At 43.2% G+C, this 22,366-nt stretch carries 14 protein-coding genes; 7 read left to right on the top strand and 7 right to left on the bottom strand.

Annotation, left to right across the window (positions count from 1 at the left end; translation table 11 throughout):
- Positions 1-311: 311 nt before the first annotated feature.
- Positions 312-3,890 (top strand): vitamin B12-dependent ribonucleotide reductase, encoded by a 3,579-nt coding sequence (locus LCH52_12175; GenBank protein ID MCA0389236.1) that lies wholly within the window; start codon positions 312-314, stop codon positions 3,888-3,890.
- 130 nt (positions 3,891-4,020) lie between these two features.
- Here the strand turns inward: LCH52_12175 and LCH52_12180 are convergent, their stop codons facing one another.
- Positions 4,021-4,701 carry a response regulator transcription factor gene (locus tag LCH52_12180; protein MCA0389237.1) on the bottom strand — a complete coding sequence of 227 codons (681 nt, stop codon included), beginning with the start codon at positions 4,699-4,701 and terminating at the stop codon, positions 4,021-4,023.
- Positions 4,679-5,872 carry a HAMP domain-containing histidine kinase gene (locus LCH52_12185; GenBank protein ID MCA0389238.1) on the bottom strand — a complete coding sequence of 398 codons (1,194 nt, stop codon included), beginning with the start codon at positions 5,870-5,872 and terminating at the stop codon, positions 4,679-4,681. Before LCH52_12185 ends, LCH52_12180 begins: the two co-directional genes overlap by 23 nt.
- A 22-nt stretch (positions 5,873-5,894) precedes the next feature.
- On the opposite strand from LCH52_12185, the gene LCH52_12190 reads away from it, so the two are divergent.
- Complete coding sequence (locus LCH52_12190) at positions 5,895-5,945, top strand: lipoprotein (protein ID MCA0389239.1); 51 nt, start codon at positions 5,895-5,897, stop codon at positions 5,943-5,945.
- A gap of 1,275 nt (positions 5,946-7,220) precedes the next feature.
- Here LCH52_12190 and LCH52_12195 read toward each other — a convergent pair.
- On the bottom strand, positions 7,221-9,101 hold the full coding sequence (locus LCH52_12195; protein MCA0389240.1) for a 5'-nucleotidase C-terminal domain-containing protein: 1,881 nt from the start codon (positions 9,099-9,101) through the stop codon (positions 7,221-7,223).
- Positions 9,102-9,279: 178 nt separating this feature from the next.
- Between LCH52_12195 and LCH52_12200 the strand changes: the two genes are divergently transcribed.
- The 5 genes from LCH52_12200 to LCH52_12220 all read left to right on the top strand — a co-directional run bounded on the left by LCH52_12200 (position 9,280) and on the right by LCH52_12220 (position 15,180).
- Complete coding sequence (locus tag LCH52_12200; GenBank protein ID MCA0389241.1) at positions 9,280-10,539, top strand: radical SAM protein; 1,260 nt, start codon at positions 9,280-9,282, stop codon at positions 10,537-10,539.
- Between the two features lie 16 nt (positions 10,540-10,555).
- Entirely contained in the window at positions 10,556-10,948 is a 393-nt protein-coding gene (locus LCH52_12205; protein ID MCA0389242.1) for a hypothetical protein, read from the top strand.
- Positions 10,949-10,974: 26 nt separating this feature from the next.
- On the top strand, positions 10,975-12,699 hold the full coding sequence (locus LCH52_12210) for a hypothetical protein (GenBank protein ID MCA0389243.1): 1,725 nt from the start codon (positions 10,975-10,977) through the stop codon (positions 12,697-12,699).
- A complete protein-coding gene (locus LCH52_12215) occupies positions 12,654-13,835 on the top strand; it encodes a hypothetical protein (GenBank protein MCA0389244.1) in 1,182 nt (393 codons plus the stop codon). The genes LCH52_12210 and LCH52_12215 overlap by 46 nt, the downstream gene beginning before the upstream one ends.
- 79 nt (positions 13,836-13,914) lie before the next feature.
- Positions 13,915-15,180 carry a hemolysin family protein gene (locus LCH52_12220; protein ID MCA0389245.1) on the top strand — a complete coding sequence of 422 codons (1,266 nt, stop codon included), beginning with the start codon at positions 13,915-13,917 and terminating at the stop codon, positions 15,178-15,180.
- Here LCH52_12220 and LCH52_12225 read toward each other — a convergent pair.
- From LCH52_12225 to LCH52_12240, 4 genes are read right to left on the bottom strand one after another with little or no spacing between them, the layout of a single operon-like run.
- Positions 15,167-17,125, bottom strand: a complete 1,959-nt coding sequence (locus tag LCH52_12225; GenBank protein MCA0389246.1) for a response regulator — start codon at positions 17,123-17,125, stop codon at positions 15,167-15,169. The two genes, LCH52_12220 and LCH52_12225, sit on opposite strands and share 14 nt — an antisense overlap.
- Positions 17,126-17,146: 21 nt before the next feature.
- Entirely contained in the window at positions 17,147-17,731 is a 585-nt protein-coding gene (locus tag LCH52_12230) for a chemotaxis protein CheB (protein ID MCA0389247.1), read from the bottom strand.
- Between the two features lie 11 nt (positions 17,732-17,742).
- Entirely contained in the window at positions 17,743-18,576 is an 834-nt protein-coding gene (locus LCH52_12235) for a protein-glutamate O-methyltransferase CheR (GenBank protein ID MCA0389248.1), read from the bottom strand.
- A gap of 20 nt (positions 18,577-18,596) precedes the next feature.
- Positions 18,597-22,220: a response regulator gene (locus LCH52_12240; GenBank protein MCA0389249.1), complete on the bottom strand. Its 3,624-nt coding sequence runs from the start codon at positions 22,218-22,220 to the stop codon at positions 18,597-18,599.
- Between the last annotated feature and the right edge of the window lie 146 nt (positions 22,221-22,366).

Here is a 22,366-nt window from a genome sequence, read left to right on the forward strand (position 1 = left end):
CAAAAGGAAAATCGGTGAAGCGGTGGAAGAAGTCGGTGAAAGGGGATTCACAAAAAAAATATCTTTCGATTTTGCATCAAAATCAAAAGTGGGAAAAATTTAATTTGTTTAAGTCCCCGAAGAGGGTTAATTTTCGATACCAAAATCTGCCGGCTGACAGATAAATGATTCCCTGCCGCCCGAGTCGCAAAGTGACAGAGGCACCAATTCATAACGATTTTTTAAAGATTAGCATTCACTAACCTCGCGGGAATTTTTTTAAACTTTTTTATACGATTAGTTCAACTAATTAACAGGATTTATTTTTATTTATGAAGATTTCACGACTGTTTACCAAAAATGAAACAGATGTACAAAATTTAATTGAATATGTACCACGCAATTCGGAAATACGCAATCCTGACGGGAAAATGATATTTTCGATGCAGAACATACTGGTGCCTTCAACCTGGTCGCAGGTTGCTGTTGACATTCTCGCACAGAAGTATTTTAGAAAAGCCGGAGTGCCGAAACTGCTCAGGAAAGTTGAGGATGCCGGGGTTCCTGAATGGTTGTTGCCATCAGAACCTGATACTGATAATCTTGCGAAATTGCCCCAAAATGAAAGATTTACATCTGAATCAGACAGTCGTCAGGTATTTCACAGACTTGCAGGAAACTGGACTTACTGGGCATGGAAAGCCGGCTACTTTAAGACAGAAGAGGACGCAAAGACCTACTACGACGAGATGTTCTACATGCTCGCAACCCAGATGGCTGCACCCAATTCACCACAATGGTTCAATACCGGATTAAACTGGGCTTACGGAATTACAGGACCCTCACAGGGACACTTCTATGTGGATTATCAGACCGGTCAGCTTGTTTCCTCCGATGATGCATATACTCATCCGCAACCGCACGCATGCTTCATACAGTCCATCAGTGACGATCTTGTAAACGATGGCGGAATCATGGACTTATGGGTTCGTGAAGCCCGTCTGTTCAAATACGGATCGGGAACCGGCACAAATTTCAGTCAGATTCGCGGATCAGAAGAACCACTCAGCGGAGGCGGCAGGTCTTCAGGTCTGATGTCGTTTCTGAAGATAGGTGACAGGTCGGCGGGAGCGATAAAATCAGGCGGTACCACCCGCAGAGCTGCCAAGATGGTGTGTCTCGATCTCGATCACCCTGACATCGAAGAATTTGTAAACTGGAAGGTTATCGAAGAGCAAAAAGTTGCATCGCTGGTTACCGGTTCAAAGCTGAACAACCTTCACCTCAACAACATAATGAAAGCCTGCTACGCAGAGCATCCTGAGAATGACAGATTTAATCCGAAATTAAACATTAAGTTGCAGAGAGCTGTAATTGAGGCTAAAAAGGCTCTTATTCCGAATAATTATATTGAGAGAGTGATACAACTCGCTAAGCTCGGTTACAAATCGATAGAATTCCCGATTTACGATACCGACTGGAATTCGGAAGCCTACACAACCGTTTCAGGACAGAATTCGAACAACTCAATCAGAGTAACCAACGAATTCATGACTTCCGTTCTTGAAGACGGTCCATGGAACCTCTACTGGAGAGTTGAGAAAAAGAAAGCCAAAAAGGAAAACAGGAAACCAAAGCCGTCAAAAGTGCTTAAAGCCAGAGAGCTGTGGGAAGACATTTCGTTTGCTGCATGGAACTGTGCCGATCCGGGTTTGCAATTCCACACAACAATTAACGAATGGCACACCTGTCCCGAGGATGGAGAGATAAACGCTTCCAATCCCTGCAGTGAGTATATGTTTCTCGATGACACAGCATGTAACCTGGCGTCATTGAACCTGTTGAGATTTTACAATCCTGAAACAAATAAATTTAACATAAAAGCATACAGACATGCTGCCCGTTTGTGGACAATCACGCTTGAAACAAGTGTGTTGATGGCGCAATTTCCGAGCAAGGAAATAGCTCAGCTTAGTTACGAGTTTAGAACACTGGGACTTGGTTACGCCAATCTCGGAGCGCTGTTAATGCAGCAGGGTATCCCTTACGACAGTGAGGAAGCTGTCGCCATTACTGGTGCCTTGACTGCAATTATGCATTTCAGCGCCTATGCCACCAGTGCTGAAATGGCAAAGGGATTTGGTCCATTTGTAAAATATGAGAAGAACAAGGATCACATGCTCCGGGTGATGAGAAATCATCGCCGTGCCGCCTACAATGTACCTGTCGAGGAATATGAAGGATTGACAATAAAACCGATGGGAATCGACCCGACGAAGTGCCCTTCCGATCTTCTTGAAGCTGCTAGAGAGGATGCTGACCGTGCCCTTGACCTCGGTACAAAACATGGTTTCAGAAATGCTCAGGTTACAGTAATAGCTCCAACAGGTACTATCGGAATGTTGATGGACTGTGATACAACGGGCGTTGAACCTGATTTTGCATTAGTGAAATTCAAAAAACTCGCCGGCGGCGGATACTTTAAGATTATCAACCAGTCGGTACCCCCGGCACTCAAGAAACTTGGCTACAACGAGCATCAAATCGATGAGATCATCAAGTATGCAGTCGGTGCAGGATCTCTGACAGGATGTCCTTATATCAATGCAGAATCGCTGAAATCGAAAGGATTCACCGATGAGACCATCTCGATTATCGAGAAACAGATGCCGTCGGTCTTTGACATTTCCTTTGCATTCAACAAATACACCCTGGGTGTTGATTTCCTGAAGAAGCTTGGAGTGACCGAAGAGGAGATGGATTCTATGGATTTCAATCTTCTGCGGAAACTTGGTTTTTCAAGACAGGAAATCTCATCCGCAAACGATTACATCTGCGGTACGATGACCGTTGAGGGTGCTCCCTATCTGAAATTCGAACACTATCCCGTTTTCGACACCGCGAACAAATGCGGCAAAAAAGGAACGAGATTCCTGAAAGCGATGGCACACATCAAAATGATGGCTGCGGCTCAACCGTTCATCTCGGGTGCCATTTCAAAAACCATCAATCTGCCTTACCACTCGACAGTTGATGATGTGAAAGATGCCTATATGCAATCGTGGAACCTCTGTTTGAAGGCAAATGCTCTCTACAGAGACGGATCGAAGCTTTCACAGCCGCTCAATTCACTTATTGACGATGACTTCCAGGAAATTTACGAATCTCACGAAGAAAACAACATCGTAAAGGTCGCTGAACGAATTATTCACCGTTACATCGCAAAAAGAAGAAGACTTCCCGATCGCAGAAAAGGATACACCCAAAAGGCAAAGATTAACGGGCAATCGCTCTATATCAGAACGGGTGAGTATGACAACGGACAGATTGGAGAGATATTTATAGATATGCACCGTGAGGGAGCCACTGTAAGAAGCCTCCTGAACAGTTTCGCCATAGCAATTTCACTTGGCTTGCAACATGGTGTACCCCTCGAAGAGTTTGTGGATGCCTTTGTTTTCACAAGATTCGAACCATCAGGAGTTGTCACAGGAAACCAGAGGATCAAGTTCTCAACCTCGGTGATTGATTACATCTTCCGTGAACTGGCAGTTACTTATCTGAACAGATATGATCTTGCACATGTCAGTGCAGATGATCTCCTTTCATCAACCAAGGTAAGCAAGGCTAACGAGGATTTTGAGAGTGAGGAACTTGTCAGCGAGAGCATTTATGAGCTCGAACCAAGGGATTCCCCCGGCTACAGTTCAAAACTTGCAACCTCAGAAACGAAGGACACTACTTCAAAATTTCTGAACAAACAGTCGACAGCCATTAAGCATCAGGTTCAAAGAGCCATTGAAAAAGGTTATACCGGGGACATTTGCACCGAATGTAACAGCATGACTATGGTAAGAAACGGAACCTGTCTGAAGTGCATGACCTGCGGATCAACAAGCGGATGCAGCTAATGCAATAATGCAATAATGCAGTAATCCAATAATGCAGTAATATTTGGCTCCGGAGATTTTGTTTTCGGAGCCTTTTTTTAATGCAGCAATGCAATAATCCAATAATTCAGTAGTGGGGGCCGATCAGGTTTTACGGGACAAATTTATAGCCGGCGGAGTGGATCGTAACAAAGTGTTTTGGATTTGAGGGGTCGTCCTCGAACTTTTTTCTTAGGGAAAGAATAAAATTGTCAATTGTCCGGGTGGTCGGAAAACTGTCGTAACCCCAAACTTCATCCAGCAGTTTGTTGCGGGAGAAAATCTCGTTAGGGTGTTCGAAGAAGAATTTTATAAGTTTATACTCGATGGGTGAGAGGGGGAAAACCGCACCGTGTTTGCTCAAAGTCATCTCTTTGTCATTCAATATCAGGTCGTCTGAATGATTGGATTGGATTTGCGGGGATCTGTTTCCTGTCCTTCTTAAAACTGCTTTAATTCTTGCAAGAAGATCATTGATACTAAAAGGTTTGGTGATGTAGTCATCGGCTCCAATATCGAATGCCAGTACTTTGGTGACCTCGTCATTTTTACTGGTGAGCATTATAACGGGGATGTCGGAATTTTTCGCACGGAGCTCTCTGCAAACTTCGATACCGTTCATTGTCGGGAGCATCTGATCGAGCAGAATCAGATCACAGTCTCTTTTAATCGCCATACTCAAACCTTCTTTGCCATCTCTTGCCGTTGAAATTTCATAATGTTCAGATTCAAGTATGTCGGTCAGGCTAAGGCTGATCGCGGGGTCATCTTCAATCAGGAGAATTTTCTTCATAACATTCCTTAAAAAACAGTTTAATAATTGTTCCTTCGCCGGGCTTGCTTGTCACTTCGATTTTTCCCTGATGAGCATCGACGATATTTTTCACGATTGTTAGTCCAAGCCCTGTCCCGGGGATTTTTTTTGCTGTTGAGACGCCCGTCCGGTAAAAAGGATTAAAAATTTCTTTTATTTCACCTTCTTCCATCCCGATGCCGAAATCCCTGACAGTTATACAAGCTTCGCTGCCTGATGAAACCAGTGATACATCAATCAAATTATTGGGTTTCCCAAACTTCAATGCATTCGAAAATAGATTAATCAGACACTCCACCAGGGCATCATGGTTTCCGTTAATCCTGATTTTCCTTTCGGAAATCGAAGTATTTAACTTAAACCCTTCACTTTTTATCTGATACTTCATCAAGTCGAGAGAGTTTTGTAATGAATCATTAAGTATCAGAGGTGCCATTACAAACTGTTTAACACCCCTTTCCATTTGAGAAAAATGGAGCACATTGTCAATCAGTCTGGTAAGCCGTTCGGTTTCTCCGGTAATAACATCGAGATAATGGTTTACCTTATCCTCAGGGATGTTTTTCTTCCTTCTCATTTGTTGGGCAAGGAGATTGATGGAGGTCAGAGGGGTCTTCAGATCATGGGAGACAGAGGAGACAAAAAGGGATTTTTGTTCGTTAAGTTCGGCGAGTTTCTCGGCTTCAAGCTCTTTTCTGATCAAAGATTCCTTCAGGGATGCAGCTTCGATGGCATCGATTGCTGACTTTGCGAGTGTTTCTATAAAATCGATGTCATCCCTCGAAGTTTTAAATTCCGATTTTTTCTCCCCGAGCAACACGACAGCATGAAAGTTTGCAGTGTGCGCATTTTCATTAATGATCACTTTTACTTCATCACCAAACGGCAGCGGACTTATATCTTCGAAGTTAATGCCCTGTTCCAAAGCATCCCTGCGGGCATAGATTTTTTCTTCAAGTCGCACATTTTCGGGAAATGTGAATTGGGAGTCACTATTTTGATAGAGCAGGCGCGGGGAGGAGTTTTCCTGCAGCAACGAAATCGCAAAAAATTTATAAGGGATGTTCTTCACGATAAAATCCCCAAGACAAATTCCGATCTCCTTGACCGTGATTGCCGATTCCAGGAGATTACGGAATTGCACCACCATTTCCTTGAAGTTATAGTGCACCATGAAAAAATTTTTATTCACCACCACTTGCACCCTGGTCTTAAGCGGCTGAAAGAAGAATGCCAGTATAAGGGTTGTGACAGTGGCAAATTCGAGTTCAAAATCCCTGGTGATATAGGTGGAAACCAGGAAGAGTAATACAAAATAAATCGCTGAGAGAATTGAAACAACTGAAGTGTAGACTATACTTCTATTTAAAATAAGCTGAATATCCAGGAAATGGTATTTAACTATTGAGATGGTAAAGCAGACAGGAATTGAGAGCATCAGCATTGAAACGACCGACTCGGGGATAATTCCACTCCCGGTTAACCCCTGAGGGATTACCCAAAGCAATACAAAAGCGAAAGGACCGATAAAATATCCGGTAATCAGCCAGAGAAGCCGCTGTTTATCTTCCCGGGTAGTCGATTTCCTGTAAGAATTTATAAAAATCGATGTTGAGGCGATCACGAGCACCACAGTCGCAGTTCTGCTGATGTTAAACCAGTCGATGTAGGCGGAAAGGGTTTCCTGGGTCAGGGAAGTTTTAACCGAGAGATATGAAATAAAATTGCCGAAAGAAACCGCAAAAGCGAAGAAATAGAGCAGAAAAAGGAGATATCCCGGGTCCTTCATTCTGTTCGCCGGATAAACCAGTGCGAAGTGAATAAAAAATACCGGAGTAACGACATAAGAGAGGTGGAAAATTGCTCTTGTTACATCAGCCAAAAGGGGAATGTCAACCTTCGCAGATCCCCATGTTGTAATCACAATTGCTGCAACTCCGAAACAGCATAAAAAGAAGAGTTGAGCGTGCAGGTTTCCGGGCTTTTTAATCACCACGAAATTGCCGATAAGAATGAAGATGAGTGCGATAATTACCTGAACGACAACATGAAACAGAGAATAGAACGGCACCAGAATATAGTTTTTAGTGGTGATTTTATCTCCGGTGAGAAGAAAAAGAGAAATGTGGTCACCCGGTTTGAAAAAGTCGCAAATAATTTCAACTTCCTCTCTCTCGTGAACAGAGATACTGTTAACAGCAAGAACTGTGGTTGTCTTTTCGAAAGCCGGGTCTGCAATGACCAATTTCTCTGTTTCGTTTACAAGGGAAACGGGAAGATCAGCCTTTGAAAGCATTTGCTTTGTTGCCGGTATAAAGAAAGAAAGGACGAGCAGTTGGGCAAAGATACCTGCCACGAAGAGAGTCCTGTTACCAGTCATTAAAGTCTCGATTAAGTCATTCCCAAATTATATTTTTTTCCTTTAAAAGTCAATTCCTGCCGAAAATATATTTTTGGTTCCCGATCCCTGCACCGGGAATCAAAAAGACTCAAAGGACCTACTTCACCAAAATCATTTTTTTAGATTGGACAAAAGATCCCGCAGACAATCTGTAGATGTAAATTCCACTCGGAAGGTTTTTGGCGTCAAAGGTGACCTTGTGCTCACCTGCACCCTGTAACTCGTTTACCAGTTCCGTTACCTCTTCTCCGATAGAGTTAAATACTTTCAGGTTCACAGTTGAGGTTACAGGGAGCATATATGTAATAGTGGTCGAGGGATTGAAAGGGTTCGGGTAGTTTTGCAGGAGTCTAAATTTCTCAGGGAGGAAACTGTCACCCGTTGATTCCTCGCTCATCGCGTTACCCGACACGGGATTAATTACCCCCTGGGATATTACATATTCGGTCAAAGCCTGAAATTCTGTCAGTTCAGAATAAAGTGTATCAACATCAAAAGGTATCATGAATAAATTCTGCATTGCCATTAAGAGGAACTCATTCATGACCAGGTTATATGACTGAGATGGATCGATTGGTTGTCCGTTAACCGTAATCGATGTAATTCTGGATCCCGGAGGATTTTGTACATTCATTCCGAACGACAGTCCTGCGGTTTGAGGTACAAACTCATCGTCGGTTGCTATCATGCTGACAACATTCTCCATCGCGTACCAAAGATTCGCACCTGAGATATTGATTTTTGCAAGCCTGAACCCAAGATTATTGACGGGGTTGGCGCCGTATCCTATGCATCTGAAAAGGTCTGCGGGAACGATGGGTCCTGCCTGAATCGGTTGCGAAGTGGAACCACCAACAGTAATTGCGATATCAGCTCCTGTTTTCCATTTAAAGGCAGTGGTCACAAGATTACCGACGGCTGTATTATGGTGGGTTGAAGTATCGGTCAGATTAGTATCAATTTCACTAAAATATCCGGAAGCCACACCAACCTGGGTTCTGAACATGGGCCCGTAAACCTGTTCCAGTTGAGAAATAAGAGTATCGATTACTGCCTTGGTTACCGGTTCTTCCGGTATATTCTCATCCAGTGGAATCAACTGAAAAAGTGGAGGTTGAACCGATCCCTGACTGACAACCACATTGATTTTTCCAACATAACGCAGGAAGGCATCTGCCTGGAATGCGTAGGTCTTGCCGCCGGTAAAAAGATTCACAATCTCCACTGGTGCATCAAGTTTAAGGTGGTCGTGACTCGAGATAACAATATCGACACCGGGTACCATCGCAAACAGTTGTTTGTCGATATTAAGTCCAAGATGTGAGAGGCAGATGATAATTTCGCAGCCCGCATCTTTTAATGCCGTAATCTGAGTCATCGCACAGGCAGCCAGCGCCGAGTCGGATTCAATAATTTTGACATAACCGGGTTGAGAAAAGTAGTTTGCACTTGGCGTAGTCAGTCCGAAGATCCCGACTCTTAATCCGCCATATTCCTTTATGGCATAGCCTTTTATATAGTTATCCAATCCTGTGTTGGTCTCATGGGGGAATTGAACATTACTTGAGATGATTGAAAATGGTGCCCCCTGTGGAAAAGCAGTTGCAAAAATATTAAACAGGTTATCGGGACCGAGATCGAATTCGTGGTTACCAACCACCATTGCATCCAACCCTAAAGCTCCCATTAGCTGAAGTTCCGGTACACCAAAAAACAGTGAAAAGAAAGGGTCACCTATAAAGGCATCGCCACCATGCAGCGTAAGAACATTTGTTTCGGTCATTTTTGTCATCCCGATAACAGAGGCAGCTCTGGCGATCCCGCCAATTTTGCCTGACAAGTCAGGATTTCTTGGTGCCTGCGGGGCGAGGTTCGTATGGGTATCATTAACAAACAGAATTGTAAGGCTGTCTGTAGCGAATGAGAAATTAAAAAGTCCTCCAAGGAGGGCAACTACTAAAAATGTGCGTGCTTTCATTGGGATAATCTCCGTTTTTGTTTGGGTCAAAATTAATTTGTACCGCAAAAGGAGATGTCACCGGAGAGTAAAGAGATTGTAAAAACTGAATGGCAATCTCTTTACATCTTTTTGACAAGTTTGTGACAACAATTCAGAGGACATCACTTAATTTGCCATTGTCAATTGTGGAGTTTTTATGAAATCATCGCAAATAATCCCGGACCGGCAATATCTTCTGGAAATCATCAGGATGTATGCCGGTATGTTGATAAAGCGGGATTCTTCGAGTATCCGGAATGCAGTGGGAAAATCGCTGTCGATAAGGGTAATAAGTGCGAACTACAAACTCAGAAAAAAACTCCACTTCAGTAAAATGATCCTGCACAACGGCAAATTTTATTCATCACTTGCCGTTCCCGGTATTCCTTCTGAAGCGTATGCAAATTCGGTGAGAAACGGAGTTTTTAATCTCCTTGATGAACGAATAAACAAACCGCGTCAGATTGATACTGCCCTCCTTGCGATAACCTCGAACTGCCCTTTGAACTGCAGTCATTGCTATGAAAAGGCGAACATAAACAGCTACATTTCGCTTACTAATGATGACTGGGTGAGAACTGTCAGGTTGCTTCAGGAACACGGTTGTGGAGTAATCGTGCTAACCGGTGGAGAACCGCTGAGTGATTTTGAGCGATTGCTCACAATTCTCAAGAGTGGTGATAAAAATCTCTCCGATTTTCACATCCATACCTCCGGAATGACCGTGACAGAAGAGAAAGTTGTTCAGTTAAAGGAGGCGGGACTGACAGCGGCAGGAGTTGGAATTGATCATTATGATGAATCAAAAAATGACAGGCTTCGGGGAAAGGGTTCCTGGAAAAGTGCTCTGAAAGCGATTGATCTTTTTGTAAGGCATGACATCCTCACCTATGTGAATTTTTGCGCTCTGAAGGAGATTGCAAACGAGTCCGGATTGATGAAATATGCAGAATTTGTCAGGGACAGGGGAGTTGCTCTGATTGAACTATTGGAACCAAGAGAATGTGGAGGTTTCAAGGGGGATCCTTCTGTGCTGTTGGGGAGTGGTGAGAAATCCGCACTTCTGGATTTTATGAAAAAAATTAATCTCGATAAAGATTATCTGGATTATCCCGTTATCTACTATCTTGCCCACCTTGAAGGGAAGGAAGGGCTGGGTTGCCTCATGGGAGGCATTTCACATTTCTATATTGATTCCGCCGGGAATATCAACCCTTGTGTTTTTATGCCCGTGACCTTCGGTAATATTCTAAAGGAGGATATTCGCGTCATCCTGTCGAGGATGAGAGAGAATATCCCTTACCCGCTAAAGACCGATTGCCCTGCGATTGCGATTTCAAAAGAGGTTGCAGCAGACGAATCCCACCCTGTTCCATTCGAAAGAGTTGCCGGTAAATTCAAGGAGCTCTTCCGTTAGCATCGAAAGGTGCAAAATGAATAATAAGACGATCACAACTGCAATCCTTATAGTTATTTATGCATTCCAGCTCACCGGATGTTCCATCTATTCCACATCTGTTATCTCAGATTACAAAAAAATCAAAGGGAATGGTCTGCTGATTTACAGCGTGAAAACCAAATCGGGGAAGGAGCTAAAATTTGACAAGGCAGGCGGAAGATTGGTTGATTCACTTTGTATAATAAAAGGGGTGACAGAAAATAAAGACACAGTTAATATAGCTGCTGACAGCACAGCCACACTCCTTGTAAAAGAGTATGACCAGGTTGCTTCATATCTGGTAAATATAGCAGGGGCAGGCGCATTGGTTGTGATAGCAATTTTGATAATAAATCCCCCTGTTTCGATGCCTTCTGTGTTCAAGTAGTTCCAATTATTAAAGTGAGGCTTAAAATGTTTCGGAAAATTTTTATTTCATTACTGATGGTCACTACCACACATTATTTTCTTGGATGTGCTGTGTATAACCCCGGGAAGGAATTTGATGTCGTAAAACTTGAGGGGAAAGATACAAAAATCACCAAAGTTGTGATGCCCGATGGTTTTACATACTCGTTCAAAAAAAATGGTGCAACGGTGGTTTTAAAGGGTGCCGGTGTTTCCGGAGTAAACATGGAAGGGAAACCTGTGTTTTTCCTTGCTGAACAAATAAAAGAGGTTTACCGGACAGACCCTCCTGCTACCTTCACGATTGAACAAATCAAGGCGGATACAAGCATTTTATTGTCGGGCCTTCAGTTGAAAAACGGTTCAAAGATGATTTTCGGTAAAGGGTTTGGGCAATACAGGAATGCAAACCTTTTAATAAAGGGTTTTAGTGATGCCGACAGTCTGGTAGAGATACAGGCTCTTGATGCTTTGTATGTGACGGTCGAAAAATTTGACGGACTTATGTCGCTGGTGGCCACTGTGGGACTTATTGCCGCAACCGGACTTGTCATAATATTGATTGCCCTGGCGGCGAAAAAGTCGTGTCCATTTATCTACTCGTTTGACGGAGAAAAATATGTATTCGATGCCGAACCTTTGGGAGGAGCAATTTCGAAGGCGTTCGAGAGAACGGACTATACAAAACTCGAAAATCTCAAAGAGGTGGATGGCAAATATAAACTTAAGATAACCAATGAAGTTTATGAGACGGAATACATCGATGAGATGAGCCTTGTTGCGGTGGATCACCCTGAGCACACCATCGCGGTAATGAATAATGACGGTGAGGTTTTCGCGCTTCAGGAGGGAGAAAAAATCAGCTATGCGAATGATGAAAAAGGGAATGATCTGAAACCGTTTTTGATCGAGGATGACATGATCACATGGCAGACCAAAATGCCTTTCAAAGACAACACTGTGACGAAGCACAAGATAAAATTTGGGTTTAAGAAGAGACCAGGTGCCCGAAAAGCGTGGCTGGTCTATAATGTAGGAACTACGCACTGGGGTTCGACGATGATTTCCGAGATGCTTGAACTTCAGGGAAAGAATCTTGATGAGCATTACCGGAATCTTGACAAAAAAGGAGAGTACTTAAAAACCACAATGAGTTTTCTTCAGCGGGAGGAACTGTATGAGATGAATTTGCTGATGAAGGAAAACGGTGAGTGGGCAAGCAAAGGCATTTTACAGGGTGGGGGTCCGTTCAGGACAGAGAATAGAGTCCTTGAACTTGATTTGTCGAAGGTGAGCGGAGAGATGGTTGAGTTTGAAGTAAATCCACCCATTGGATTCTGGACACTTGATAATTTCTCACTCTGTTTCGATGAGCCGGGATCAACAAAAGCCACAGAATTGAAGGTGGCAAAGACTGTCACTCATGATGGAAAGGATGTTTCATCCATTGTCAGTAAGAGTGATGAGACATATCATCAAATGCCGACTACGGGTGACTGGTTTGCCGCAGAGTATGATGCACCGAAGTTAAAATCCGGAATGGCAAGATCGGTGTTTATGAAAACAAAAGGCTGGTATAAGATCGACATGCCGGCATTGGATAAAGATCCTGATTTGTTGACACTCTTTAAGTTGGTGAGCAAACCGGGTGAAGTAATAAAATTCTCAAATGAAAGGTACCAGAAATGGATACTCTCAGTAGAAAAACAGACAGAGCAGGTTACTCAGTAATAAACCGGACGGTGTTCTTTTTCGTTTTACTGACTTTGCTCATTCCGGCACAGGAGGTGAAGGATTATTCAAGTTATCAGAACAATTTCGCTTTCGATCCCGTGATAATGGTTGACAGGAATGGTGTCCTTTCAAGAGGTCTCTTTCTCGATCTCGAAGGGGATTCTCTGAAACTGCTGCTCAACTCAAAGATTCAGAAAGTTGCAATCAGTTCGATAAAATTACTCAAGATTGACTCGAAACAGACAAACAGGGATAACATGCTGAGTCTTGGCATAGCGGGTGCGTTTGCATGTCAACTTTTGTTGAAGAAACCGGACTGGCAGTCCGACAGGTTTATTCAATCTGACGGGTTGTGGGCTCACATGCTGGTAGGGGCTCTTGGAGCTGTTGCCGGCGGGCTTGTTGGAATCGGGATAGACATGGCGAACAGTGACAAGGAACTTGAGTACGATTTGGAGAATCCAAAGGATGTACAGAAGATGAGACACGATATTCTCAGAGCTTCTGAAGAAACGAGTCTCAACTTCCACTATGAAATTGCCAAGGTGTATGCGAGATCCGATCCGGCCCAAAGGCAGGGGACAGGGAATTACTACAGTTATGATGATATAACCCTGAATGTTTTCAGAAGTGTGAGGCTGACATACGATATTAATGAGAAAATAGATGCAGGAGTGGCAATTTATTCAGCAGCAGAACCAAATCTTAAATACTCGTATGGTTCGCAAAACACATATGGAAATGAAGAGATGTCTAATCGTGTTTACGGATACTATGCAACAGCATTCTACAATCCATTTCCCGATGAGCCAAAAAAGAGAATAAAGGTGAAAGCGGGAGCTGGGGCAGGCTTTGCAGCAATCGACTATACAATTGCAAGAAGCAAAAGCGTCTATGATCCAGTAAAATATACCACTACTGTAACAAGTGAGTCGGCATCCCTGAATAAAACCGTCTTCAGCGGATTTCTTGCTGTTGATCTCAGGGCTTATCCATCATCAAAAGTATCAATCGCTTTGACAGGCGACTATATCTGGATCCCTGAAAAAACCATCCCGTCGAATTTACCGGGTGAAAGCGGCAAGTCATTCAGTAATTTCAGTCTTGGTCTAAGTTTGGGATTACATTTTTAGATCCGGTAAAGTTGACGAAATTAAACTAATTGTTTATAAATTGCATTTATCTTTAAGTCAATTATAAACGAACGGAAAAATGTTTTCAATTTTGTTGTCAATCCTGCTGGTATTTTTGATTGGAGCAGTAGTAACTCTTGCCGAGGCTGTACTTCTTGCAAATCCGGGTGAAGACTGGGTTACAGAAGATGATGAAAATGCGGGGATGGTGGAAAGATTCAAGGGATCTGCCGAAAATATCTACGAAACCGCCGAGATAGTGAGATATGCAGTCTTTGCTGTGGGTTTGATAATTATAGAAAGTTTCCTTATCGACTGGCTTCACGATGTAGGCATCGATTTGAAAGGCTATGGCTGGTGGGTTCCTGTGCTTTTTTCTGCGGTTCCTGTGGCATCACTTTTTTGGCTTTTTTCAGTTTACATTCCGCGGGGTTTTGGTGAAAAATTCGCCGGAAAGTTGTCCCCTCTGGTTTATTATGTACTAATCATTCTCGATATCACCGGAAAAGTATTTACTAAAACTTTGAAATATATAGCAGGGCTTTTTCTGAAACCCTTCAATGCCATTCCCAACTATTCTGTAACACTTGTCTCGGAAGAACATATAAAAAGGCTTCTTGATGCCGGACTGAAGAAGGGGGAGCTTGATGAAGAGGAACATGAAATCCTGGAAAATGTGCTGGAATTTAACGATTTGACAGCATACGATGTTATGATTCCGAGGACTGAAATGGCAGCCGTGGAGCTGACAGGCGACCCTGAGACAGATTTTAAGGAAATAATAAGAACCGGCTACAATTCAGTCCCCATTTTTGAAGATTCGCTCGATAATATTACCGGCATCGTGAATGTAAAAGACCTTATGCGATATTACATTGTGAACAACGACTATGAGATAAAAAGGGCAATCCGTCCACCCCATTTTGTTCCCGAGACCAAATTTATTTCCGAGATTTTAAAAGAGATGCAATTAAAGGGTATCAGGGCTGCGATAGTTGCAGACGAGTATGGCGGTACTGAGGGGATAATAAAACTTGAGGATATTCTCGGTGAGATTGTCGGCGATATAACCTATACAACCGAAGGGGAGCCAGCCGAGATAACATCCTTGCCGGACGAATCATTTCTGGTACTTGGTAACATGAGCATTACCGATTTGAACGATCACCTCGAAACGGAATTTCCGGAGTCGGATGAATACAGTACATTTGCCGGATTCGTTTCTGACATTACCGGAAAAATACTTAACCCCGGTGACAAGGTTGAGTATAATGAATACACCATCGAACTGACCAAACGGGTCAAAAATAAAATGGCAGAATTCAGGTTGGTCAGAAACCGTTAGGAAACACTGACTTTATAAGATTAAGCAGTTCATCCTTCCTGAATGGTTTTGCAAGATAATGGCTGCAACCCTCTTCAAGGAAAGTCTCCTTGTCGCCGGCAAGGGCAAGGGCGGTAAGAGCTACTACTGGAGCCTCTTTATATTCACTCATCTCCCTTAATCGTCTTGTCACCTCTATTCCCGAGATTCCGGGTCCCAGATTGATATCCATCAAAAAGCCGTCATATTGCTTTTCCTGAGCCATTTTAAGGGCAATTTCGCCCGATGATGCACAATCGATGTCGCAACGATTACGGAGGAAAAGAGTAATCAGGTCCTGATTCATCGGTTCATCCTCCACATAAAGCAGGCGTGGAAGTGCCGTTCTTATTACATTATCTCCGGGTACCGGAGTTGATTTACCGGGTGACGATTCATGGGGGAGATTCTGATCGACTGATTCTTCCGATACCGGGAATTTTAATGTAAAGACAGAACCGCTTCCGAAGGTGCTGGAAACGGATATTTTACCGTTCATTATTTCAGTAAACTTTTTCGAGATAGTGAGCCCGAGTCCGAGGCCCTGGAACCCCCTGTTCAGCCCTTCGCTTGCCTGACGGAACTCGTCCCAAATTATCTCAAGTTCCTCCTCTTTTATGCCAATCCCGGTATCGATGACACTTACAGAAACCCATGAGGAATCGTCCATTTTTTCATTCTCAATTTTTATGGAGATCTCGCCTTTGTTCGTAAATTTGAAGGCATTGTCGAGGAGGTGGAGAAGAATTTCCTCGAACAGGTGATCATCAATAAGAACCGATGTGTCGCCCGCGTTACAGATCAGAGTAAACCGCAGGGATTTTTCAGTCGCAACACTTTTATTGGATGTAAAAACTCTCTCTGCGAGCAATTTCAGGTCGCATTTCTTTAGTTCCAGTTTCTGAATGCTGTTCTCGATCTTGGAGAGATCGAGAATGGAATTGAGAGTGTTTCCCAGTCTTTTTCCCGAGGAGTAGATTTTATCGATCAGCGTCTGCTGGTAGTCGGATAATCTCTCCTGTTTCAACAGTTCTGCATAACCTACAATACCTGTGAGGGGAGTTCTGATTTCGTGGCTCATATTCGCAAGAAATGAGGATTTTATTTTGCTGATCTCTTCAGCTTTAAGTTTTGCTGCAAGAATTGCCTCCTCGTATCGTTTTCTATCAGTAATATCAAAAGCAACGAGGACGAAACCTTTAAGTCTGTTGCCGTTTTCGAACAGAGGTGAACCCGAGATCACCACAGGCAATTTTTCCCCGTTTTTCTTCACCATTTCCATTTCAGTTTTCGGGAAAAACGGCTTGCCGTCTTCCACAAGGTGATTTTTCCAACCGGCAAAGAAATCGAAATCGAACAGCCGGTTGAGCTTCATCGATTTAAGTTCAGTTTCGGAATATCCCAGAATTTGTACTGCAGAAGTATTCACATTTGTAATGGCGGAATCCATATCGATGACTATCAAAGAATCGTTTATCGAGCTGAGGACACTCTCGAGGTAATTCTTCGATTTCTCGAGTTCAATCTTTTCGAGAAGTTCATATCTCTTTTTGTCGAGATCGAGGAAAATTCTCACTTTGGTTGTGAGGAAGAACGGGTTAAAGGGTTTTGTAACAAAATCCACCGCACCCGACTCATATCCCTTAAATACATGATACTCATCAGAATAGACGGCAGAGAGAAAAATTACAGGCAGACTTGCTGTTTTCTCTTCACCTCTGATATACTCAACGAGTTCATATCCGTCCATTCCCGGCATTTGAACATCCACTATCGCGAGTGCAAATTCGTGATTTAAAATTGCGATGAGAGCATCATTTCCGCTTCTGGCTCTTATTATTGTAACATCCAGCTCATGGAGCACCTTTTCGAGTGAAATTAAATTGGACTCGATATCATCAACAATAAGGATTTTTTGTTTATACATGTTTCTGCCTGAACAATTTTTTTAGTTTTCTGATTTATTTTTTTCCATAATAAATAGTGCGATTTCATCGATTGTGAGGATAAAATCGACTGCTCCGGTCTCAATAGCAGCCTGTGGCATCAGGGCAAACTCTGCGGTTTCGGGGTTTTGTGCCAGTGTGATCCCGCCCGCTTCCTTAATCTCCTTAATGCCTTTTGCACCATCATCATTCGCACCTGAAAGGATAATCCCCAGGGAATTCTCTCCATAAACCCAGGCGGCACTCTCGAATAGTACATCAATCGAGGGCCTGGAGTACTTCACTTTTTCGTCGGTTGAGAGTGATACTGTTGCATCGCTCTCCAAGAGCATATGATAATTTGGAGGCGCCACGATCACCAGACCGGGTGAAATTATCATTTTATCTTCAGCTTCAACCACCGGTAACACAGATCTTTTCCCAAGAATATCGGAAAGGAGACTCTCCTGATACGGGCTTGTATGTTGCACAATCAGCATCGGAATGTTGAATTTCGCAGGCAGTTTAGACAGGAGCGAAATCAGTGCATTAAGCCCTCCTGCTGAAGCGCCAATCACGATTATACTTGAAAAAGTCCGAATTTTCAAAGGTTGTCTCTTTAAGTGATATATCGTTTTTGAAAAATTCTTTCCTTGTCCTGCACGACAACGAACTGATTCGCCACCGAGCTGAAAGTGATTGACTCCTTTGTGCCGAGGCAGAGAAAACCACCAGGAATGAGGCTTTCCGCCAGGAGCTCGAGTGCCCTGTCCTGCAAATCCTTGTTGAAGTAAATCAGCACATTGCGACAAAAAATCAGGTGCATTTCACCAAAACTTCTGTCAAGAACGAGATTGTGATTCGCGAAAGTAATATTCTTTTTAAGTTCTTTAGTAAAAGTGATCGAATCATATTTAGCGGAGTAATATTCCGAAAATGAATGAGCGCCTCCGGCATCCTGATACGATTTGATGCACTGTTTCATGTTATCAATTTTGTAAATACCGTTTTTTGCCGTTTCAAGTGCGGAATCGTTGAAGTCTGTTGCAAAAACAGTGCAACGGTCGTAGATTCCTGCTTCTTTCAAAAGTATGGCGGTGGAATAAACCTCTTCCCCTGTTGCACAACCTGCGTGCCATATTTTGACATACGGGTGAGTTTCCAAAAACGGGAACACCTTCTCGATCAGTTTGGCATAGACAAAGGGGTCTCGAAACATTTCCGTAACAGTAATTGAAAAATGATGTACAAGATCTAAAAAAAGATCCGGCTGGTGGAGAATTTTTGGAATCACCTCCGAGATATTCTGGAGACCAAGATGGGACATAAACAGCCTTGCCCTTCTGAGGAGGGATGAGCGTGCATAGTCTCTGAAGTCATAACCATATCTTCGGTATATCGCCTCGAGAAGGAGGTTTAATTCGATGTTTTCCAGTTCTGATTTATTGAACATCAATGCTTTCCACGGAAAATTTATCTGTATAACCAGACTCTCATTATTGAAAAGAGTCTTTCTATATCAACGGGTTTGGGAAGATAGTCGCTTGCACCGGCAGCAATGCAGTCCTGATAATCTTTTTTCATGGCTTTAGCCGTAACTGCAATAATCGGGATGTCGTAGAATTCTTCCTTTTCCCTGATCCTTCTGATTGTTTCGTATCCGTCCATCTCGGGCATCATTATATCCATAATTACGAGATCAATATCCGGTTCGGAGGAGATAATCTCGATGGCTTTTCTGCCATTTTCAGCCTTCAGAATATTCATGCCTTTGTCGGAGAGAAGTTTTGACAGAGCAAAAACATTCCTCATGTCGTCGTCCACTATCAATACTTTTTTTCCTCTGAAGAGCTGGTCGGTTTCATGCAGGTCGAGGATCATTCTCTTTTTGTTTTCGGGCATTTTGTTTACAAGTCTGTGCAGAAAGAGAGAAGTTTCATCGAGCAGTCTTTCTTCGGAACGGACTCCTTTGATGATAATGGAATCAGCATAATTTCGAAGTTCGGCATCCTCTTCCTTGGAGAGGTCCCTTCCCGTATAAACAATTACCGGAGGAAGATTAGATTCGAACTGTTCCAGTGACTGGAGGAGCTCGAAGCCTGTCATGTCGGGCAACCCAAGGTCGAGAATCATCAAATCAAAGTGACCGTCGGCGAGCAGTTCGATTGCCTCACTCCCGGTTTCCACCGTTGAAATCTTTACATCCGAGTCGCCGATAAGTCTGGAGATGCTTCTTTGAAGATTTATGTCATCTTCAATAAGAAGGATGTCCTTCACTTTTTTATTGGAGAATTCCTCTAGCCGTGTAATCGCATCATCAATATCTTCTTTTGCAACCGGTTTGGCGAGATAACCAATGGCTCCCTTGTTCAGAGCTTCCCTTACGGTATTGGCACCGCTTACTATATGTACAGGGATGTGCCGGGTTTTCGAGGATTCTTTCAGCCGGGTCAGAATATCGATACCATTGATATCGGGGAGACCCAGGTCGAGGAGGATAGCCATGGGCAGAAATCTCAGTGCCAGTTCCAGACCTTCATAACCCGTAAGTGCAACTATTGCCTTAAGATTTTTCTCTTTACATTCCTTAAGCAAAAGTTTAGCGAAGTCCGGGTCATCCTCAATAATTAAAACGACCTTGTCCTTTTCCGTGATATCTTTTCTGTCGTCGTTTACCGAAATTTTATGCGGTTTTTCAACTTTAACCGGGGGAATAACAACTTCTTCGGGCTCCTTCGGCTTCGGCAAAGTCACTGGCTCGGCGGCAATTTTGGGAGTATTCAGTCCCGGGAACTTGAGAGGAAGGAAGAGTGTGAAAGAGGAGCCGGTGCCGGGGATACTCTCGACCTGGATTTCGCCACCGAGGATATGTGAAAGCTCTCTGGAAATCGAGAGACCGAGTCCGGTGCCGCCAAACTCGCGTGATGTTCCGCCATCAGCCTGCTGGAATGCCTCAAATATTACTTTTTGCTTTTCGAGCGGGATGCCGATACCGGTGTCGGCAACAGTGATGGCAACACATTCATTTCTGTTCAATCCGCTTCGGAAGAGATTATCTGAAGCCTTTGGCATGTCGATTCTGACAGTGACCTTCCCGGTTTTGGTGAATTTTATCGCATTCGAGATCAGGTTCTTTAGAATTTGTTCCAGTCGTTGCTTGTCAGTTTCGATTGAATCGGGTATGTGCTCGCCGATGGAGAGATCAAATTCCAGTCCTTTATGAGCCGCAGAATGTTTGAAAGTTGACTCAACATTTCTTCGTATAATTTCAACCGGGACCTTCTCAATATGGAGTTCCATCTTGCCGGCTTCAATTTTTGAAAGGTCGAGGATCTCATTAATGAGATTGAGGAGGTCAGAACCGCTTCTGTAAATCACTTCAGCCGATTCCACCTCATCTTCAGTGAGGTTGCCCTTTTTATTGTCACCGAGCATTTTTGACAGTATAAGAAGACTGTTGAGGGGGGTTCTCAGTTCGTGGGACATATTTGCCAGGAATTCTGATTTGTATTTACTGGCGATCGCGAGTTCCTCGGCTTTTATTTCAAGTTCCTCTCTTGCTAATTGAATATCTGCTTTCTGTTTCTGCAGGGATTCGTTTTTCTCTTCGAGTTCTTCATTTATTACTTCGAGTTCTTCCTGTTGCGATTTCAGTCTTTCCTCGGAAAATTTCAGGGCGGTTGTCTGCTCTTCTAGTTCCTCATTGGCAGCACGGAGTTCTTCCTGCTGCACTTCGAGTTTCTCGTTCGAGCTTCTTAATTCCTCCTGTTGCACCTGAAGTTCCTCTGCGAGTTGTTGAGTCTTCATAAGGAGATCCGTCAGCGATTCTCTCGATTTGGAGGAATTGACAGCGGCTCCTATAATGGCAGAAGTACTTAACAGGAACTCGATCTCCCGGGTGGAAAATATTCCATATTTCCCAAGTTCGACTATGCCGTAAAGTTTTTCTGCATAAACAAGGGGGAAGAGGAAAATTTCACTCGGCAGCGATTTTCCCGTGGCAGATGAGATAAAGAAATGGCTGTCTTTAACATTCCTGACATGAAGATGGCGGCGTGAAGCGGCACATTCCCCGGTGAGACCTTCTTTGAATTTAACCGTATTATTAGCCCGTTCGACATCGCTGATAGCGAAACCTCCTGCCAGCGTAAGGTATTCCTCATCGCTGTCAGTCACATAGAAAGCACAGATAAATGCACCGGTGTATTCACTAAGAAAAGCAGAAACCTTGTCGGCAAGTTCCGTAACTTTTGGTTCACCTCTTAAAGTATCGTTGAGACTGTTTATTCCGGATTTTTGCCAGTTCTGAATTTCAGCTTTGGCAGTATAGTCACCAAGCGAGTCGGACACCTGATTAATTATCCTGGCAAGCGATCCCAGTTCATCCTTCGAATCGTAGTCGATTTTGGAGTAAAATTCCCCCTGCTCAATCAGTTTGACTTTTTTACTTATCAGATCGACCGGTTTCCTGATCCCTCTTGTTATCAGGTACCCCGTGATACCGCTTGCAAGCATAAGGAGAAGAAGAAAAAAATAAGTCAATACCTTGGTATCCTCTTTCACCACCTCCGAATTTTCGTAGAAGGCTTTTGCTTTGTTGTTTGCAAAATTCAGGACATCCTTCAACTCGATTTCAAATAATTTTACCAGTTCTTCCCGTGCGACGAGCAGTTTTTTCGCACGGGCGACATCATCGGATTCAATGGCGGTTATGAGTTGAAAACGGCTTTCAGCAAGTTTTGAATATGCATACTCAAGATCATCCAGGTCTTGTTTGTCACCGAGGTATCTCTCTTTTAAAACCGGAAAATATGAAAGAATACGGTGATTGGATGAATCAATTTCGGCAATCAGGGAGTCGTGACTTTCCGGGAAAATTACCATTTTATTCAGGATCCTTCGCATTCTCTCTGATTCAATGTTTATCATCTTGATTGTATTTGTAACTGTAAAAGGGTGTCTGTAGAGGAGAGTTGTCTGGTCTGAGAGAATATTAATGTTGTAAATGGAAACAACAAGTGAACAGAGGATCAGAGAGATTACTATAGAGAATCCAGTTGCCAGGCGGGCACCGATTTTAAAGTCACGGAACTTCATGTTTTTGTCCTGTGTGTAGATTGGAAAGTGACCAACAATAATAATTAATAATTTTCACAAATGCAACAGAAATATGATTTTAGATATCATTACCGGATGGTTTTTTGCAGAATCATCTGCATACGGTGAAATGCTTTTTAACCTGC

The sequence above is a fragment of the Bacteroidota bacterium genome (assembly GCA_020161395.1).
Taxonomy (GTDB): Bacteria; Bacteroidota; Ignavibacteria; order Ignavibacteriales; family Ignavibacteriaceae; genus UTCHB3.

What these genes read in the sequence shown, in the direction of transcription:
- LCH52_12175 (MCA0389236.1), top strand. Translation starts at nt 312, where the DNA reads ATGAAGATTTCACGACTGTTTACCAAAAATGAAACAGATGTACAAAAT.
- LCH52_12235 (MCA0389248.1), bottom strand. Translation starts at nt 18,576, where the DNA reads ATGTTCAATAAATCAGAACTGGAAAACATCGAATTAAACCTCCTTCTC.
- LCH52_12205 (MCA0389242.1), top strand. Translation starts at nt 10,556, where the DNA reads ATGAATAATAAGACGATCACAACTGCAATCCTTATAGTTATTTATGCA.
- LCH52_12240 (MCA0389249.1), bottom strand. Translation starts at nt 22,220, where the DNA reads ATGAAGTTCCGTGACTTTAAAATCGGTGCCCGCCTGGCAACTGGATTC.
- LCH52_12220 (MCA0389245.1), top strand. Translation starts at nt 13,915, where the DNA reads ATGTTTTCAATTTTGTTGTCAATCCTGCTGGTATTTTTGATTGGAGCA.
- LCH52_12200 (MCA0389241.1), top strand. Translation starts at nt 9,280, where the DNA reads ATGAAATCATCGCAAATAATCCCGGACCGGCAATATCTTCTGGAAATC.
- LCH52_12210 (MCA0389243.1), top strand. Translation starts at nt 10,975, where the DNA reads ATGTTTCGGAAAATTTTTATTTCATTACTGATGGTCACTACCACACAT.
- LCH52_12195 (MCA0389240.1), bottom strand. Translation starts at nt 9,101, where the DNA reads ATGAAAGCACGCACATTTTTAGTAGTTGCCCTCCTTGGAGGACTTTTT.
- LCH52_12185 (MCA0389238.1), bottom strand. Translation starts at nt 5,872, where the DNA reads ATGGTGGTGCAATTCCGTAATCTCCTGGAATCGGCAATCACGGTCAAG.
- LCH52_12180 (MCA0389237.1), bottom strand. Translation starts at nt 4,701, where the DNA reads ATGAAGAAAATTCTCCTGATTGAAGATGACCCCGCGATCAGCCTTAGC.
- LCH52_12215 (MCA0389244.1), top strand. Translation starts at nt 12,654, where the DNA reads ATGGATACTCTCAGTAGAAAAACAGACAGAGCAGGTTACTCAGTAATA.
- LCH52_12225 (MCA0389246.1), bottom strand. Translation starts at nt 17,125, where the DNA reads ATGTATAAACAAAAAATCCTTATTGTTGATGATATCGAGTCCAATTTA.